The 15,484-nt window shown below is 71.0% G+C and carries 12 protein-coding genes; 7 read left to right on the forward strand and 5 right to left on the reverse strand.

Annotated features, from left to right (window positions below; genetic code table 11):
• Positions 1-192 precede the first annotated feature (192 nt).
• Positions 193-753, forward strand: coding sequence for an Rv3654c family TadE-like protein (locus ACH34R_RS33605; RefSeq protein WP_397565585.1), 561 nt, complete (start codon positions 193-195; stop codon positions 751-753).
• Positions 754-953: 200 nt separating this feature from the next.
• Here ACH34R_RS33605 and ACH34R_RS33610 read toward each other — a convergent pair whose 3' ends face one another.
• A complete protein-coding gene (locus ACH34R_RS33610) occupies positions 954-4,139 on the reverse strand; it encodes a DEAD/DEAH box helicase (RefSeq protein ID WP_397565727.1) in 3,186 nt (1,061 codons plus the stop codon).
• A gap of 411 nt (positions 4,140-4,550) precedes the next feature.
• Between ACH34R_RS33610 and ACH34R_RS33615 the strand changes: the two genes are divergently transcribed.
• The 6 genes from ACH34R_RS33615 to ACH34R_RS33640 all read left to right on the forward strand — a co-directional run bounded on the left by ACH34R_RS33615 (position 4,551) and on the right by ACH34R_RS33640 (position 11,443).
• Positions 4,551-4,901, forward strand: a complete 351-nt coding sequence (locus ACH34R_RS33615) for an STAS domain-containing protein (protein ID WP_111171502.1) — start codon at positions 4,551-4,553, stop codon at positions 4,899-4,901.
• Between the two features lie 2 nt (positions 4,902-4,903).
• Positions 4,904-5,374, forward strand: coding sequence for an ATP-binding protein (locus ACH34R_RS33620; RefSeq protein WP_397565586.1), 471 nt, complete (start codon positions 4,904-4,906; stop codon positions 5,372-5,374).
• A gap of 376 nt (positions 5,375-5,750) precedes the next feature.
• Positions 5,751-8,048 carry a sodium-translocating pyrophosphatase gene (locus ACH34R_RS33625; RefSeq protein ID WP_397565587.1) on the forward strand — a complete coding sequence of 766 codons (2,298 nt, stop codon included), beginning with the start codon at positions 5,751-5,753 and terminating at the stop codon, positions 8,046-8,048.
• Between the two features lie 115 nt (positions 8,049-8,163).
• Positions 8,164-8,298: a hypothetical protein gene (locus tag ACH34R_RS33630; protein ID WP_397565588.1), complete on the forward strand. Its 135-nt coding sequence runs from the start codon at positions 8,164-8,166 to the stop codon at positions 8,296-8,298.
• A 7-nt stretch (positions 8,299-8,305) separates the two neighbouring features.
• A complete protein-coding gene (locus ACH34R_RS33635) occupies positions 8,306-8,788 on the forward strand; it encodes a SixA phosphatase family protein (RefSeq protein ID WP_397565589.1) in 483 nt (160 codons plus the stop codon).
• A gap of 408 nt (positions 8,789-9,196) precedes the next feature.
• Entirely contained in the window at positions 9,197-11,443 is a 2,247-nt protein-coding gene (locus tag ACH34R_RS33640; RefSeq protein ID WP_397565590.1) for an FUSC family protein, read from the forward strand.
• A gap of 17 nt (positions 11,444-11,460) precedes the next feature.
• Here ACH34R_RS33640 and serB read toward each other — a convergent pair whose 3' ends face one another.
• The 4 genes from serB to ACH34R_RS33660 all read right to left on the reverse strand — a co-directional run bounded on the left by serB (position 11,461) and on the right by ACH34R_RS33660 (position 15,471).
• Positions 11,461-12,720, reverse strand: coding sequence for a phosphoserine phosphatase SerB (gene serB, locus ACH34R_RS33645; RefSeq protein WP_397565591.1), 1,260 nt, complete (start codon positions 12,718-12,720; stop codon positions 11,461-11,463).
• A 168-nt stretch (positions 12,721-12,888) separates the two neighbouring features.
• A complete protein-coding gene (locus tag ACH34R_RS33650; protein WP_397565592.1) occupies positions 12,889-13,521 on the reverse strand; it encodes a hypothetical protein in 633 nt (210 codons plus the stop codon).
• Positions 13,522-13,774: 253 nt separating this feature from the next.
• On the reverse strand, positions 13,775-14,800 hold the full coding sequence (locus ACH34R_RS33655; RefSeq protein WP_397565593.1) for an S-adenosylmethionine:tRNA ribosyltransferase-isomerase: 1,026 nt from the start codon (positions 14,798-14,800) through the stop codon (positions 13,775-13,777).
• Positions 14,797-15,471 carry an SDR family NAD(P)-dependent oxidoreductase gene (locus ACH34R_RS33660; RefSeq protein ID WP_397565594.1) on the reverse strand — a complete coding sequence of 225 codons (675 nt, stop codon included), beginning with the start codon at positions 15,469-15,471 and terminating at the stop codon, positions 14,797-14,799. Before ACH34R_RS33660 ends, ACH34R_RS33655 begins: the two co-directional genes overlap by 4 nt.
• Between the last annotated feature and the right edge of the window lie 13 nt (positions 15,472-15,484).

Below are 15,484 nucleotides of genomic sequence, written 5' to 3' on the forward strand. Positions count from 1 at the left end.
GTCCGTCTGCTACTGCCGGCGGCCCTGGACCTGCCGGCCGCTGGATTCACTCCGCATCACGACTCGGTGCCTGGCCGCTGGCAGTCGATTCTTGTCGCTGAGTTGGATAGCGGCGATGTGTGACCACCCGTCGATACTCAGGTTGCGGCGGTGCCTTTTCTTGGCAGGTCGCGTCTCGCGGAGGGGCGCGTGATGCCCGACTTGAGCGTTCTCATTGCGCTACTCGGCGGGAGGCCATTTTTGGCGACATGCGCTGCTCATGTGAGCGTGGATTGGCGGGGATTGCGCATAGCCGGGGCGCCTGGGATTGGAGATTACCGGAAGAGGATCAGAAAGGAGTTCGGCGTGGGTGTTGGCGGGTGTGTGGACGGAATAGAAGAGCGGGGATCGGCGACGTTGTGGGTGGTTGCGTTTATGGGGGTATTGATGGCGATGGCGATGGGTGTGGCTTATGTCGGGATGGCGCGGGTGGCCGTACATCGGGTTCGAAGCGCTGCCGACCTCAGTGCGCTGGCTGCTGCCCGGGTGGTCGTGCGCGGGGCCGACCAGGCATGTGACGAGGCGGAGTCGGCGGCCTTGGCGAATCACGCGGTGCTGGAACAGTGTCAGGTCGATGGGCTGATAGCCGAGGTCCGGGTGTCCGTACGGTACTCGTTACCCGGTTTGGCCGAACGCCGGATCACGTCGAGGGCTCGGGCAGGGCCTGTTCGCCGGCCTTCCAGGCCGCTGTCGGCCGGGCATCGACCGCTGTGATCAACACAGCCTTCCGGGCACCGCCTTGGGGTGGGGGTTGATCGGCTGTGGGATGGGCCGACCCACGATGAGGGGTCTCATGCGATGGGTCCCTCACCCCATGGGGGTTCGCCTACCGATGGCGGCATGCTCTCGGCGAAGGCGGTCGGTGCGTGCCGGTCTCTGGTGGGGTGTTCCAAGCCTGGGCGTCTGGTGGCGGGTCAGGGGTTGGAGGTGAGGAGGGCGTTGAGGAGACGGACGGCGCCGAGCTTGTCAAGGGGTTCGTTGCCGTTGCCGCACTTGGGGGACTGGATGCAGGAAGGGCATCCGTAGTCGCATTCGCAGGACTCGATCGCCTCGCGAGTGGCCGTGAGCCATTCCCGGGCGCGGGCGAAACCGCGTTCGGCGAAGCCGGCGCCTCCTTCGTGGCCGTCGTAGACGAAAACGGTGAGGAGGCCCGTGTCGGGGTGGAGTTCGGTGGACACGCCGCCGATGTCCCAGCGGTCGCAGGTGGCGAAAAGTGGGAGGAGGCCGATCGAGGCGTGTTCGGCCGCGTGGGCGGCCCCGCCGATGTGCAGGCCGTGCTCCTCCGCCAGGGGGGTGATGAGCGCCGTGGGCAGTGTCCACCAGACGGCGCGCGTGCGCAGTGTGCGAGGTGGGAGGTCGAGCGGCTCGTCGCCGAGCACCTCGCCGGTCTGGAGGCGGCGCTTGAGGTAGGAGACGACTTGGCGGGTGACCTCCACCGTGCCGAAGTGCAGTTCGCCGGAACCGAGGGGGTGTGAGCGCAGGGAGTGGAGTACCGCGATGTCCGTGACATCGCGCGCGTAGGTGGTGTAGTCGGGCTGGGCGGCGGTGACCAGGGCGATGTCTTCGTCGAGATCGAGAGTGTCCACCAGGAAGGTCTCTCCCTGGTGGATGTAGACGGCGCCCTCATGAACCGTGGTGTGGGCCGACGGCTCGTCCACCGTGCCGAGAAGGCGTCCGGTCGATGTTTCCACGACCTGGATCGGCGCTCCGCCGGAGCCTCGGATGTCGGCGAGGTCGGTCGCGCGTTCACGGCGTGTCCAGAACCAACCTGACGTGCGCTGCCGGAGCATGCTCCGCTGTACCAGGTCCTCGATCACCTCGGGGGCGGTGGGGCCGAAGATAGGGAGGTCGCTTTCGGTGAGCGGGATTTCGGCGGCGGCGGCGCAGAGGTGTGGGCCGAGGACGTAGGGATTGTCCGGGTCGAGCACGATCGCCTCGACGGGCCGGCCGAACAGGGCCTCGGGGTGGTGGACGAGATAGGTGTCCAGGGGGTCGTCTCGTGCGATCAGTACGGCGAGCGCGTCCTGGCCGTCACGACCGGCGCGACCGGCCTGCTGCCACAACGAGGCCCTGGTGCCGGGCCAGCCGGCGATGAGCACGGCGTCCAGGCCCGACACATCGACGCCGAGTTCGAGGGCGTTGGTCGTGGCGAGGCCGAGAAGCTCGCCTGAGCGCAGGGCCTTCTCCAGCGTTCTCCGGTCCTCGGCGAGGTACCCCGCCCGGTAGGCGGCCACCTTGTCGGGGAGGTCGGTGGGCAGGTGCTCCCACTCGGGTCCGGCCGCTTCAGCGGTGGGGGCGTGCTCCGGCATGTCGGTGTCGGTGCCGCCGGGAAGGGGCTGTGGGTTGTGGAGCGTGTCGCCGGTGTCGATGGAGTTCGTGGTCGGCTCGGTACGGGGCTGCGTACGGTCCAGGGGGGCTTCGGGCTGGCCTGGGCCGGATTGTGGAGCGCCGGCGCCGCTGGGGTCGGCCTGGTGAGCAGGCTGGTTCGGTCCGCCTGGAGTGGAGGGATGAGGACCTGGCCCTGCGGGGTGGCGAGCGTCGTGGCTGGTGTCCTGGTCGGGGTCCGGCGTGGCGGTATGAGAGGCGGCGGGAGCGGAGTGGGGATCGGGTGGGGCGGCCTGGGGGTGGGAGGTGGCCGGAAAGCGGTGGGACCCGGCGTCGTGGGGGTGGCGAGAGAGTCCGGTGGGCGTACCGCTGGGAGGCGTGGTGGTGTGCGCGTCGGTGGGGTCGAAACGGGGGTCGGATGCGGACACCTGGCTATGAGGTACGGCGAGGTGCGGCTGGGAGTGGGGGGTAGCGGACTGGGGGCTGGGGGCGGCGGCTTGGAGGTCGGGTGGGTCGGTCGAGTCGTCCGACGTGGGGGAGTGTGGGGCGGTTGTGGCGGTGTGCGGGTTGGTTGCCGGGTTTGGGGAGTGCGGGGTGGCGCTGTGGGGGTGGGCTGTCGGGTTCTGGGGGTTGGACGTTGGGCGGTGGTGGACGCCAGCGGTAGGGGGTGCTCCGGCAGCAGGGTGGTCTGGGAGGGGGGAGTGTGGGGCGGTTGTGGCGGTGTGCGGGTTGGTTGCCGGGTCTTGGGAGTGTGGGGTGGCGCTGTGGGGGTGAGGTGTCGGGTTTTGGGGGTCGGATGTCGGGTGGTGGGGGTGGGGGCTGGCGGTATGGGGTGCTTCGGCGGCCGGGTGGTCTGGCGTGGGGGCGTGTGGGTTGGTTGTGGCGGTTTGGGGGTGGGTTGTTGGGGTTTGGGAGTTGGGTGTTGTGGTGTTGGTGTTGTCGGCGTGGATGGCGGCGGTTGAGGGGTTTGAGGTGGCGGAGTGTGGATTGGTGGTGTTGGGGTGAGCTAACGCGCCCTCGGGGGCAGGTGGGGCGCTTGGGGGGAGGAGGTCGTGGAGTTTGGTGCGGGTGGTGAGGGCGAGGGTTTCGGCGGCGCGGCGGGAGCGGACGAAGGCGAGGGTGCGGACTCCGTCGATGACGAGGTCGGTGAGGAGGTCGGCGGCCTCGGCGGTGGCGGTGCGGCGGACCGGGGCGCCGCCCTCGCCGCGCAGGTCGGTCAGGGGCGGCTCCCAGAGGGCGAAGGTGGTGGCACCTCGGGGGGAGGCGTCCATGGCCACCTCGGCCATCTGGAGGCCCGTGAGGCGGGTCGCCGCGGCGCCCGGGTCGCCCGCCGTGGCGGAGGCGAGGAAGAAGACGGGGTGCCGGCCGTACCGGGCGCAGACGCGGCGGAGGCGGCGCAGGATCTGGGCGACGTGGGAGCCGAAGACGCCTCGGTAGCCGTGGCACTCATCGACCACGACCATGCGCAGACGCCGCCAGAAGGAGGACCACTGGGAGTGTCGCGGCAAAAGGGACCGATGCAGCATGTCGGGGTTGGTCAGTACATAGTTGGCGTGCTGGCGGACCCACCCCCGCTCCTCGAACGGGGTGTCCCCGTCGTAGCAGGCCGCGCGCAGCTTGCCGAGGCGCAGGGCCTGGAGGTTCTGGAGCTGGTCGGCGGCCAGGGCCTTGGTGGGCGTGAGGTAGAGGACGGTGCCGCCGTCCAGTACCTCGGTGAGCGCCGGCACCAGGTAGGCCAGGGATTTGCCGGACCCGGTCCCTGTGGAAATGATCACGTTTTGGCCACGGTGGGCGTGCTCGGCGGCCTCGTACTGGTGGGGCCACAGTCCAGTCACCCCCAATGGCCGCAGCCCGCTGACCAGCGGCTCGGGGGTCCAGTCGGGCCACCGGGCTTGACCGGCCTGACGTGCTGGAACATGCTCCACGTGAGTGACGCGCTCACGGCGCGCCGTGAGCGCGAGCAGACGGCCCAGCAGCGCGTCTGCTCGATGCGAGGAGGAGGCAGAGGGAGTCACTGGTTTCCAGTCTGGCATCTGCGGGCAGAGTCGCCGGGACTCGTGATTTCGTATAGACACTGAGGCAGACCGTGGTTGAATGCCGCGCGTCGGGGTCTGGTGTTCCGGAGTCCCACCTCCGGGGCGTCAGGGATAGAACAATACTTTTGCAGGCAAGGCGCTGGAGGATCAGTGGATCTGAAGTTGGACCACCGTACCGAGGATCGGCTCACCATCGTCGAGGTCGAGGGTGAGATCGATGTCTACACCGCGCCGAGATTGCGTGAGCTCCTGATCGACCTGGTCAACAAGGGCAACTTCCACCTGCTCGTCAACATGGAGAAGGTCGACTTCCTCGACTCGACCGGCCTTGGTGTGCTGGTGGGCGGCCTGAAGCGGGTGCGGGCGCACGACGGCTCGCTGGAGCTCGTCTGCACTCAGGAGCGCATTCTGAAGATCTTCCGGATCACCGGGCTCACCAAGGTCTTCGGGATCTACGCCTCGGTCGACGAGGCCAAGGAAGCTCACGGCCGAGACAAGTAGTCATGGCGACCGTCGAGCTCACGTTCAGCGCACTGCCCGCGCATGTGCGTACGGCACGCCTGGTCGCCACGGCGATCGCGCGCCGCACCGGGGTGGAGGAGTCGCTGCTGGACGAGGTGCGGCTCGCGGTGGGGGAGGCATGTTCCCGGGCCGTGGAGGCGCACCGCCTGCATTGTCCGGGAGAGCCGATCCGCATCGAGCTGCGCGACGACTCGGGGCGTTTCGAGGTGATCGTGACCGACGTGGCCCCGAGCGATGACATGGAAAACGACCTCTCGCCGCTGATGGGCGGGCCGGGCGGTCAGAGCGGCCCGAGCGATCAGTTCGGCTTGATGTCCGATTCCCTCTCTGCGGGCTTCGGGATAGCCGTCATCGCGGGGCTCGCAGACGACGTCGAGGTCTACCCCAGTGCGAAGGGCATGCGCATCAGGATGAGCTGGCCCGCAGCGGCGAACGGGGTCACCCCCGCCTAGTCCCGGGGTTTCGGTCATCCGAAACCCCGGTTTCATCTTAGAGCGAAATCTGTCCGATCCTCGCCACGAAGCCAGTCATGTCGTGTCAGATCGCCCGTCAGCCTGGCGTGGTTACGCTCGATAGCCGACTCGTAGCCAATTGACCAGCCCGAGAGGCTTCATATCCGCGGCACCGCTGCGTAGACTCCCGGCACCGGCCAAGGTTTGTCCCGCCACGCGCCACCTCCGCGGTAGGTATGCGGACGCAAGCGGTAGGTATGCGGACTCAACCGGAAGCGGCACTGCCTACCGACCCGGATGCGCGCCGCCAAAGCCCGCCGAGTGATTATCGCAGCGCCGTCCGGGCAGGACGTACCCGTCTTGCCGAGGAGAACGGATGTCTGGCCCTTACCTCGCCGCTGTGGAGGGCACAGCGGTTTCCCTGAGCGGTTCCCATCTCACGATCGTGATCGTGGTGGCCGCCGTCGCATTGCTCGCACTAGCCGTCGCAGGCGGTCTGGTGCGGGAGGTGCTCGGCGCCGGTCAGGGTACCGAACGCATGCAGAACATCTCGCGAGCCGTACAGGAAGGGGCCGCCGCCTATCTCGGGCGGCAGTTCCGGACGCTCGCGCCATTCGTCATCGTCATTCCATTGGTCCTCCTCCTGCTGCCCGCGCATTCGACCAGCGTGCAGATCGGGCGGTCGGTCTTCTTCGTGGTCGGCGCGGTCTTCTCCGCGCTGACCGGTTTCATGGGCATGTGGCTGGCGGTGCGGGGCAACGTCCGCGTCGCCGCCGCGGCCCGTGAGGCGGGCGAACGGCCCGCGATGCGCATCGCGTTCCGCACCGGCGGAGTCGCGGGCATGTTCACCGTCGGCCTGGGCCTGCTCGGCGCGGCCATCGTGGTGTTCATCTACAAGGGCGACGCCCCTACCGTGCTGGAGGGCTTCGGCTTCGGCGCGGCGCTGCTGGCCATGTTCATGCGGGTCGGCGGTGGCATCTTCACCAAGGCCGCCGACGTCGGCGCCGACCTGGTCGGCAAGGTCGAGCAGGGCATCCCCGAGGACGACCCGCGCAACGCGGCGACCATCGCCGACAACGTGGGCGACAACGTCGGCGACTGCGCCGGCATGGCGGCCGACCTGTTCGAGTCCTACGCCGTGACGCTGGTCGCCAGCCTCATCCTGGGCAAGGCGGCGTTCGGCACGGAAGGTCTGGTCTTCCCGCTGATCGTCCCGATGATCGGTGTCATCACCGCGATCATCGGCATCTTCGTGACCGCCCCGCGGGCCGGCGACCGCAGCGGCATGTCCGCCATCAACCGCGGCTTCTTCATCTCCGCGATCATCTCCGCGGTGCTGGTGGCCGTCGCCGCCTACGTCTACCTGCCGGGCAGCTTCGCCGACCTGACCGGAGTCAGTGCGCAGATCCAGGCTCTGAGCGGTGACCCGCGGATCATCGCGGTCGGCGCGGTGCTGATCGGCCTGGTCCTGGCCAGCGCCATCCAGATCCTCACCGGCTACTTCACCGAGACCAACCGGCGTCCGGTCAGGGACATCGGCGAGAGCTCGCGTACCGGCCCGGCGACGGTCATCCTGGCCGGCATCAGCGTCGGCCTGGAGTCGGCGGTCTACTCGGCGCTGCTGATCGGCGGCGCGGTGTACGGAGCGTTCCTGCTCGGGTTCGGCAACACGACGATCGCGCTGTTCGCCGTCGCGCTGGCCGGTACCGGCCTGCTGACCACGGTCGGCGTCATCGTCTCGATGGACACCTTCGGCCCGGTCGCCGACAACGCGCAGGGCATCGCGGAGATGTCCGGTGACGTGGAGGGCGAGGGCGCCAAGGTGCTCACCTCGCTCGACGCGGTCGGCAACACCACCAAGGCGATCACCAAGGGCATCGCGATCGCCACGGCGGTGCTCGCGGCGACCGCGCTGTTCGGCGCGTTCCGGACCTCGGTCGAGGAACAACTCGCCGGGTCGAGCGTCTTCAGCCTCAGCGTGGACGCACCGAACGTACTGGTCGGGCTGATCATCGGCGCCGCGGTGGTGTTCATGTTCTCCGGCCTGGCGATCAGCGCGGTGGGCCGCGCGGCGATGCGGGTGGTCTTCGAGGTACGCGACCAGTTCCGCAACAATCCGGGCATCATGGACGGCACCCAGAAGCCCGACTACGGCCGCGTCGTCGACATCTGCACCCGTGACTCGCTGCGCGAGCTGGCCACGCCCGGTTTGCTGGCGGTGATGACCCCGATCGCGGTCGGGTTCGCCTTCGGCTACGCGCCGCTCGGCTCGTTCCTGGCGGGCGCCATCGCCTCGGGCACGCTGATGGCGGTCTTCCTGGCCAACTCGGGCGGTGCCTGGGACAACGCCAAGAAGCTCGTCGAGGACGGCCACCACGGCGGCAAGGGCTCCGAGGCCCACGCGGCCACGGTCATCGGCGACACCGTGGGCGACCCGTTCAAGGACACCGCGGGCCCGGCGATCAACCCGCTGATCAAGGTGATGAACCTGGTCGCGCTGCTGGTCGCGCCCGCCGTCGTCACCTACGCCGACAACGTCGCGCTGCGCGTCGGTGTGACGGCGGTGGCAGTCGTGGTCGTGGTCGGCGCGGTCGTGATCTCCAAGCGGCGCTCGGTGAGCGACACGCCTTCGGAGGACAGCGAGAAGCGCGAGCCGCAGCCGGTCGGCAAGTAGCCGGTCCGGTCGGTCAGTTCGTCGGTACGGCCTGCGGTTTCCTTGGAGGGGACCGCAGGCCGTACCGCGTCACGGGGGTGGAACACTGGTGGAAGACGAACGGAGGAGCGCCACGGTGAGCCGGTCCGACCAGCCCTTGAAGGAAAAGCCGAAGCCCTCGGGCGGCAAGACGCTCGGGCTCATCCTGCTGGCCATGGTGCTGGTGCTCGCCGTGCTGGTGGGCCTTTCGATCTGGGCCTCCGGTGCTTGAGGCGGGGGTGCGCACGCTGGTCGTGCTGCGGCATGCCAAGGCGGTGCACACGCCCGGCCTGGCCGACCGCGAGCGGCCGCTGACCGGCCGGGGCGAAGGCGACGCCAAGCGCGTCGGAGAGACCTTGCAGGCGCTGGAGTTGCGTCCTGACCTGGTGCTGTGCTCGCCCTCCCTGCGCACGAGACGTACGGCGGAGCTGGCCCTCGCCCAGCTCGCCCCGGACGCGCCGGTCGACTTCGAGCATGGGATCTACCAGGCGTACGCGGACGAACTACTGGAGCTGGTCCGGCGTACCGATCCCGGCGTGCGGACGCTTCTGCTGGTAGGGCACAACCCGGGCGTCCACGAGCTGGTCATGGACCTCACCGGGGGCGAAGGCGACCCCGGGTTTCCGCCGGGGGCGTTCGCGGTGATCGAGGCCGCGGTTCCCTGGGCGGAGCTGGAGTCCGGGCGGGCGGTCACGCTGTGGACCCCCAAATCCGCCGGCTGACCCCTCTGACCTGGAATTCTTGGCGCGCGGCGGGCTGACTAGGCCAGGCCGATCCGGGCACAACCCCGTGGAGCGGAAAACGGGGGGGCCGGGATGAAGCGGGTCGCGGGGGCGCTCCGCGAAGCGGCCGATTCAGCACGAAACGCACTCGGCCGAACGCTCCACGCCCTGCGCCGCCGCCGTACCGGCCGCGATCCGGCCCCCAGCGCGTCCCACGAGCACGCCGGGGGTGAGCAGAACCCCGGGGCGTCCCGTGAGGGTGCTGGGCGGGGTCGGGGGGTGGCGGGTGGTCGCGGTACCGAGCGTGGTCAGGACCCTGGAGCGTCCTGTGAGGGTGCTGGGCGGGGGCGGGGGGTGGCGGGGCGAGTTTTGCGTGGTCGCGGTAGCGGGTGTGGTGAGGATCCTGGGGTGTCCCAGGGGCGTGTGGGGGAGTCCGGCGCGGTGGGGCGGGTGGTTCGGGGGCTGCGGCGTCGGGGGGCGGAGGCCGGGAGGAAGGGGGCGCGGCGGGCGGGAGCGGCGTTGCGGGAGGCGTTCCGGGTCTCCGGGCGGCCGGCGTGGGGGTACGGGGCGCTGTGCGGCGTGGCGATCGGCGTGCTGCTGCTCGCCGGGACCTTCACCGGCCATATCAGGGAGGGCTCCGCGGCGGCCCTGGGCGCGTACCTGACGGCCTTCGCCGACGACCCCGCCATGCCGTACGGCAGGCGGGCCCGGCGCCTCCTGCGCGGCACCCTGTTCGTCACGCTGGGCACCGGCCTCGGCACGCTCCTCGCCCCCCACCCCTGGATCGCCGTGCCGGTGATCGGCCTGGTCGCCGCCGCGGGCGCGCAGTGGCCCATGATCGGCCTGCCGCCGACGCTCGCGCTGATCCTGAGCTACTTCCAGGGACCGGTCTCCTACGGCGCCGTGGTCCACATGGAGCTGGCGGGCGCCGGGGGCCTGTGGATCACCGCCGTCGTACTGCTGTCGTGGCCCGTGCGCAGGCTCAGGCCGCTGCGGGCGTCCCTGGAGACGGCCGGGGTGGCGCTCGCCGACCTGCTCGACGCGGCCGAGTTCCAGCCCGATTCGGGCGACGCCGAGGCCGAACGCGAGTGGGAGGAACGCCGCAAGGCCGCCGAGGAGGCCCTGGCCGAGGCCCGTACGGCGGTCGCCCACTACACCGCCGTCGAACGCGAGGAGGAGGACGAGGACGACCCCGGCCCCGGCCGGATGCTCGACGCGCTCACCCGGATCTTCCACGAGACCGTCGCCCTGCACATCCTGCGCGACGGCGTCACCGGCCTCACCGGCCGCCGCGACTGGGTCGAGGACCTGGACACCGCGACCGGCGCGCAGGCCCGGGCGCTGCGCGAGGCGATGACCGAGGACAGCGCGATGGCGGTGCCGAGGGCGCTGGCGTGCGCCGCGAAGTTCGCCGACCGGGTGGAGGCGATCCGCAGGGCCGCCCTGTCGGGCGATGAGCCGCTGGCGGTGTCGGCGCTGCTCGGCCAGGTCCGCCGCTGCCTGGACCGGATCGGCCTCGCGGTGCGCTCGGCGGCGCTGATCTCGGCGGAGGGCGTGGCGGTGGGGCCGCGGCTGCCACGGTTCACGCCCCGGCCCGGCGGACGCCGCCGCCACGGCCAGCGCATGGCGCACTACGCGGCCCGGCTGGCGGTGGTGACGGTGGCCGCGGTCACACTGGCGGAGGTCACGCACGAGCCGTACGGGAAGTGGTTCGTGGTGACGGTGGTGGCCAGCCTGCGGCCGACCTTCGGCGACACGGTGGAACGGCTGCTGTTCCCGGTGCTCGGCATGGCGGTCGGAGCGACGGCGGCGGCGTTCATGCTGGCGCTCACCCCGGGTCATGTGACGCTGGCGCTGGTCATCGCCGGGCTGGCGGTGGTGGGGTACGCGCTGGGCACGCTGAGCTTCAACTGGTGGACGGTCTTCGCGACGCCGCTCGGCCTGCTGCTGGCCGACTACGCGATGCCGCTGTCGTGGAACGCGGCCGTGTGGCGGGTGGGGTTCGCGGTGGCGGGCGGCGTCGCGGTGGTCGGCGCGGCGCGGCTGCTGTGGCCGAGGGGCGAGCGGGTACGGATGTCCGGGCGGGTGGCGGCGCTGCTCGACCAGCACGCCCGGCTGGTGCGGGCGCTGGTCGAGCAGCAGCGGACGAGCGTCGCCGAGCAGGTCGAGGAGGCCGCCGAGTCGGCGCGGCGGCTCGACGAGTCGCTGGAACGGCTGGCGAAGGAGCCCGGCGGCGCGGTGCCCCGGGCGTTGCGGGACACGGTCGAGCACGCGGCGCGGATCAGGGCGGACGCGCTGGCCCTGTACGCGGTACCGGCCCCGGTGCCGGGCGAGGAGGACCAGGCAGGGCCGACGGCCGCCGTGCTGGACGCGGTCGCGGACCGCCTCTCGGGGGCGGCGGACGCCGTGCGCACGGGCGATTCGGAGGGGATCCCGGACGATCTCGACCAGGCGATGGACACCCTGGCCACCCACGTCGAGGAGCTGACCGCGCAGCGCCTCGACGAACTCGCCGAGGGCGCGGCGGAGGAGTGGACCGCCATCAGGTACGCGTACATGCACGCGGCCTCGGCGCACCCGGCCCTGGAGGACCTGGTCGCCAACGCGGGCCGGCTGAGCCGCGCGGCCACCTCCGAGGAGGCCGCGCTAACGTGACCGGCTCGCCCCGGCCCTCAGGAAGAGGCGGCCGGTGGGGGGCCGAGGCGGGTGTGGTGGGGGTCGTGGGCGAGGCCGTCCTCGGCGTCGGCGGCCTCGACCTCGGCCCGGGGGATCCCGAGGAGGTAGAGGATCGAGTCGAGGTAGGGCGCGGTCACGGCGGTGTCGGCGGCCTGCCGTACGACCGCCTTGGCGTTGAACGCGATGCCGAGCCCCGCCGCGGCGATCATGTCGAGGTCGTTGGCCCCGTCGCCGATCGCCACCGTCTGGGTGATCGGGATGCCCGCCTCGGCGGCGAAACGCTCCAGCGCGCGGGCCTTGCCCGGACGGTCGACGATCTCGCCGACCACCCGCCCGGTGAGCTTGCCGCCGGAGACCTCAAGGGTGTTGGCCGCCGAGTAGTCGATGCCGAGCTCGGCCACCAGCGCGTCGGTGATCTGCGTGAACCCGCCGCTGACGATCGCGAACCGGTAGTCGAGCCGCTTGAGGGTGCGGACCATCGTGCGGGCCCCGGGCGTGAGCACGACCTCCGCGCGGACCCGGTCGAAGACCTCCTCGGGCAGCCCGGCCAGCAGCGCGACCCGCTCGCGCAGGGACTCGGCGAAGTCGAGCTCGCCGCGCATGGCGGCGGCGGTGACCTTCTCGACCTCGTCCAGGCACCCGGCGTGGGCCGCCAGCAGCTCGATGACCTCGCCCTGGATGAGCGTGGAGTCGACGTCCATGACGACCAGCCGCTTGGCCCTGCGTTGCAGGCCGGAGCGCTGCACGGCCACGTCGACCTGCTGGGCGGCGGCCTCGGCGGCCAGGTCGGCGCGCAGCGCGTCGGGGTCGGCCCCGGAGACGGCCAGCTCGACGCACGTCACCGGGTAGTTGGCCAGGCGCTCGATCCGGTCGATGTTGGCCCCGGCGGCGGCGATGCGCCCGGCGATGCCCGCGATGGCGGCCGGCAGCAGCGGCGCGCCGAGCACGCTGACGTGCAGCCGCCCGCGCTTGCGGTGCTCTTTGGCCGCGGTGCTGGTGGACAGCTCGACGTCCATGCCGAGGTCTTCGGCGATGCGCTCGACGGCGGTCCACAGGGCCCCGAGTGTGCCGCCGGTGCCGGTCGGACGGTCGCCCGCGTAGGCGACGAGCACCCCGAGGGTGAGCCTGCCGCGGATGACGACCTGCTCGACGTCGGCCACCGTGACCGGGAACCCGGCCAGGACCGCGAAGAGCCGCGATGTCACGCCTGGCCGGTCGGGGCCGGTCAGTGTGATCAGGAGCGTGCGTTGATTCATCTCAGCTCAACGGTACTTGGCCGCCGGCGGTGGCCGACACGCGGTTCACCATAAGGTCGCCCGGCGTTCAGACCAGCGCGAACGCGCCAAGGTAAAGATCATAACGGACAACGCAAAACGCCCGCCCCCACACCGGGGGCGGGCGCCGTGCTCCGTATTACCTACGGATCACTTGCGGACGATCTTGGTCTTCACCGTGCGGGTGAAGTCCCAGCCCTTGATGCCGCCGATGCGGTCCAGTTCCTCCTTGCTGAGGTCTTCGGCGCCGTGCGGCACGTCGTAGCTGAGCACGCCGAGCTTGCCGGAGGCGGTGCCCTTCACGCTCTTCTTCAGCTTGAACTGCAGCTTGAGCGAGTCGGTCTCGCCGACCTTGAGCACCCAGTCGCCCCAGCACCAAAAGCCGGTGTCGTCCCAGTCGCACTTGGTGCCGTCGGGGGCCCAGTAGGTGACCTTGCCGGAGATGCCCTTGGGCAGCCGGCCGCCGATGAAGTAGGCGTCGGCGGTGTGCGGGCCGACGTTGGTGGCCTTGATCGAGTACGTGATCGTGCCGCCCGCCTTGGCCTTCTTCGTGGCCGCGAGCGCGACCTTGAAGCTGGAGTAGGGCTTGTCGGCGGCGGTCGCCGCGGCCGTCTCGGCCACGCGGGCGGCCCTGAGGGCGGTGGCGGTGTTGGTGGAGTTGCCCGTCCGCAGGGGGACGAGGTCGTCCGAGGGGGTGAAGGAGTCCGCGAGGGCCGGTCCCGCGGTGAACAGCATCGCGCCCGCCAGAGGAACGGCGAGGGCGGCCGTGGCCATTCGTGCCATGGGGTGTCGCATGGAGGGCTTTTCTCCCGGGGGTTGAGGGGTCCGCGGGGCGAGGGGTGCGAAAGGGGCTCTTACGCGGCGGGGGGGCGGCACGGAGACCGCACCCTGACGAATCTTCGCCGCTGATCCCAGGTGCCCTGCGGATGATTCGCTGCGTTCTATCATGATCTATGACCCGCCGCGTAGAACCGATTCGTGGTTGAATCCTGATGCATTTGTTATTCAGGTGGTTGTGGAGGCAATAGTGTGCCTTTCACCGCGTGAGGATCAGATGCGTGTCCCCGAACTCATGCCACAGATACTCCTGCGCCAGCGCCTCTTCGTAACCGCGGGCGATGAGTTCGCCGCCGCCGATCGCGGCGAGCATCATCAGGTGGCTGGAGCGCGGTTCGTGCAGGCCCGTCACCAGCCCGTCCACCGCACGGACCCCGATCTCCGGGGTCACCACGCGGGCGGTCCACCCCGCGGCGGCCCGTACCTGGCCGTCGTCGCCCGCGGCGGACTCCAGGGCGCGTACGACGGTCGTGCCGACCGCGATGACCCGCGCCCCCGAGGCGCGCGCCAGGTTCACCTGCCGCGCGGTAGCGGCGGGCACCGAGAACCACTCCTGGTAGGGCGGCTCGTCCCGCTCCGGCGAGGCGACACCCGTGTGCAGGGTCACCGGCGCGATGCCGATGCCGCGCACCACGAGCGAGGTGACCAGCCGCTGGCTGAACGGCCGGGCCGCGCTCGGCATCTCCGCGCTGCCCGGCACCCTCGCGAACACCGTCTGGTAGTCGGCGAGCGGCCAGTCCCGCGCGATGTAGGAGTAGCGGATCGGCACGCCGTGCTCCCCGAGGTAGGCCCGCACGTCGCGGTCCAGGCGGGCCCGCCAGAGCCGGGGCGTCTCGCGTTCGATCAGCCGCAGGGTCGCCTGGCCGGGCAGGGGGAGCCACTCGCCGGGCGCGCCCCCGCCGTACGGCTTGGTGCCGCCGGCCTGCGTCCGGTGGCGCAGCTCGACCAGCCAGGAGCCGTCCTCCCGTTCGGTGGAGAAGTGGACGGCCAGCTTGTCCAGGCGTACCGCGGCGGGCAGCGTCGCGGAGTCGTTGACCACCAGCAGGTCGCCGGGTTCGAGCAGGTCGGGCAGGTCGGCGAACCTGCGGTGGGCGATCTGCCCGGTGTCCCGCCACGACACCATCAGCCGCACGCCGTCCCTGGTCAGCCCGCGCGCCTCGGGCGGCTCGTGCGCCTCGCGTACGGCCGGCAGGTCGAAGTCGAACGCGGACGCCTGGACGGTCATCGGTGGGCCAGCCTTCCACTGCCCGGACGTTCACGGACCAGCCGCAGGATCGTCGGCACCACGGACTCCGGATCGGGCGCGCCGCTCGCCTCCTCCGGGCCCACCGCGCCGGCGAGCATCGCGGTGTTCATCTCGCCCGGGTCCAGCCACCAGACGGCCACGTCGGGCTCCTCGGCCGCCAGCACGTTGGAGAGCTGGTCGAGCGCCGCCTTGGTCGCGCCGTACCCGCCCCACCCCTCGTAGGCTTCGATGGCCGCGTCGGAGGAGATGTTCACGACCGCGCCCCGCCGCTCGCGCAGGCCGGGCAGTACGGCCTGGGTCAGTGCGAGCGGCGCGATGACGTTCGTGGCGAACAGCCCGGTCAGGTCGTCGATCGGATAGTCGGCCAGCGGCGGCAGCGGGATGGTGCCGAGTCCGCTCGCGTTGTTGACCAGCAGGTCCAGCCCGCCGAGGGCGTGCGCGGCGGCGGCGAGCAGCTTGCGGTGCCCGGCGTCGGCGACGTCCCCGGCCAGCGCGGTGACCTGGGCGGACCCCAGCTCGGCGGTGACCTGGTCCAGGGCGGCCACGCCGCGCGCGGTGATGACAAGGCGCCAGCCCTCCTCGACGAGGGCCCGGGTGAGGGCCAGTCCAAGGCCCCGGGAGGCGCCGGTGATGAGCGCGTTCTTCGTCATAGGGCCGACGCTA

This window comes from Spongiactinospora sp. 9N601 (assembly GCF_044326295.1).
GTDB lineage: Bacteria > Actinomycetota > Actinomycetes > Streptosporangiales > Streptosporangiaceae > Spongiactinospora > Spongiactinospora gelatinilytica.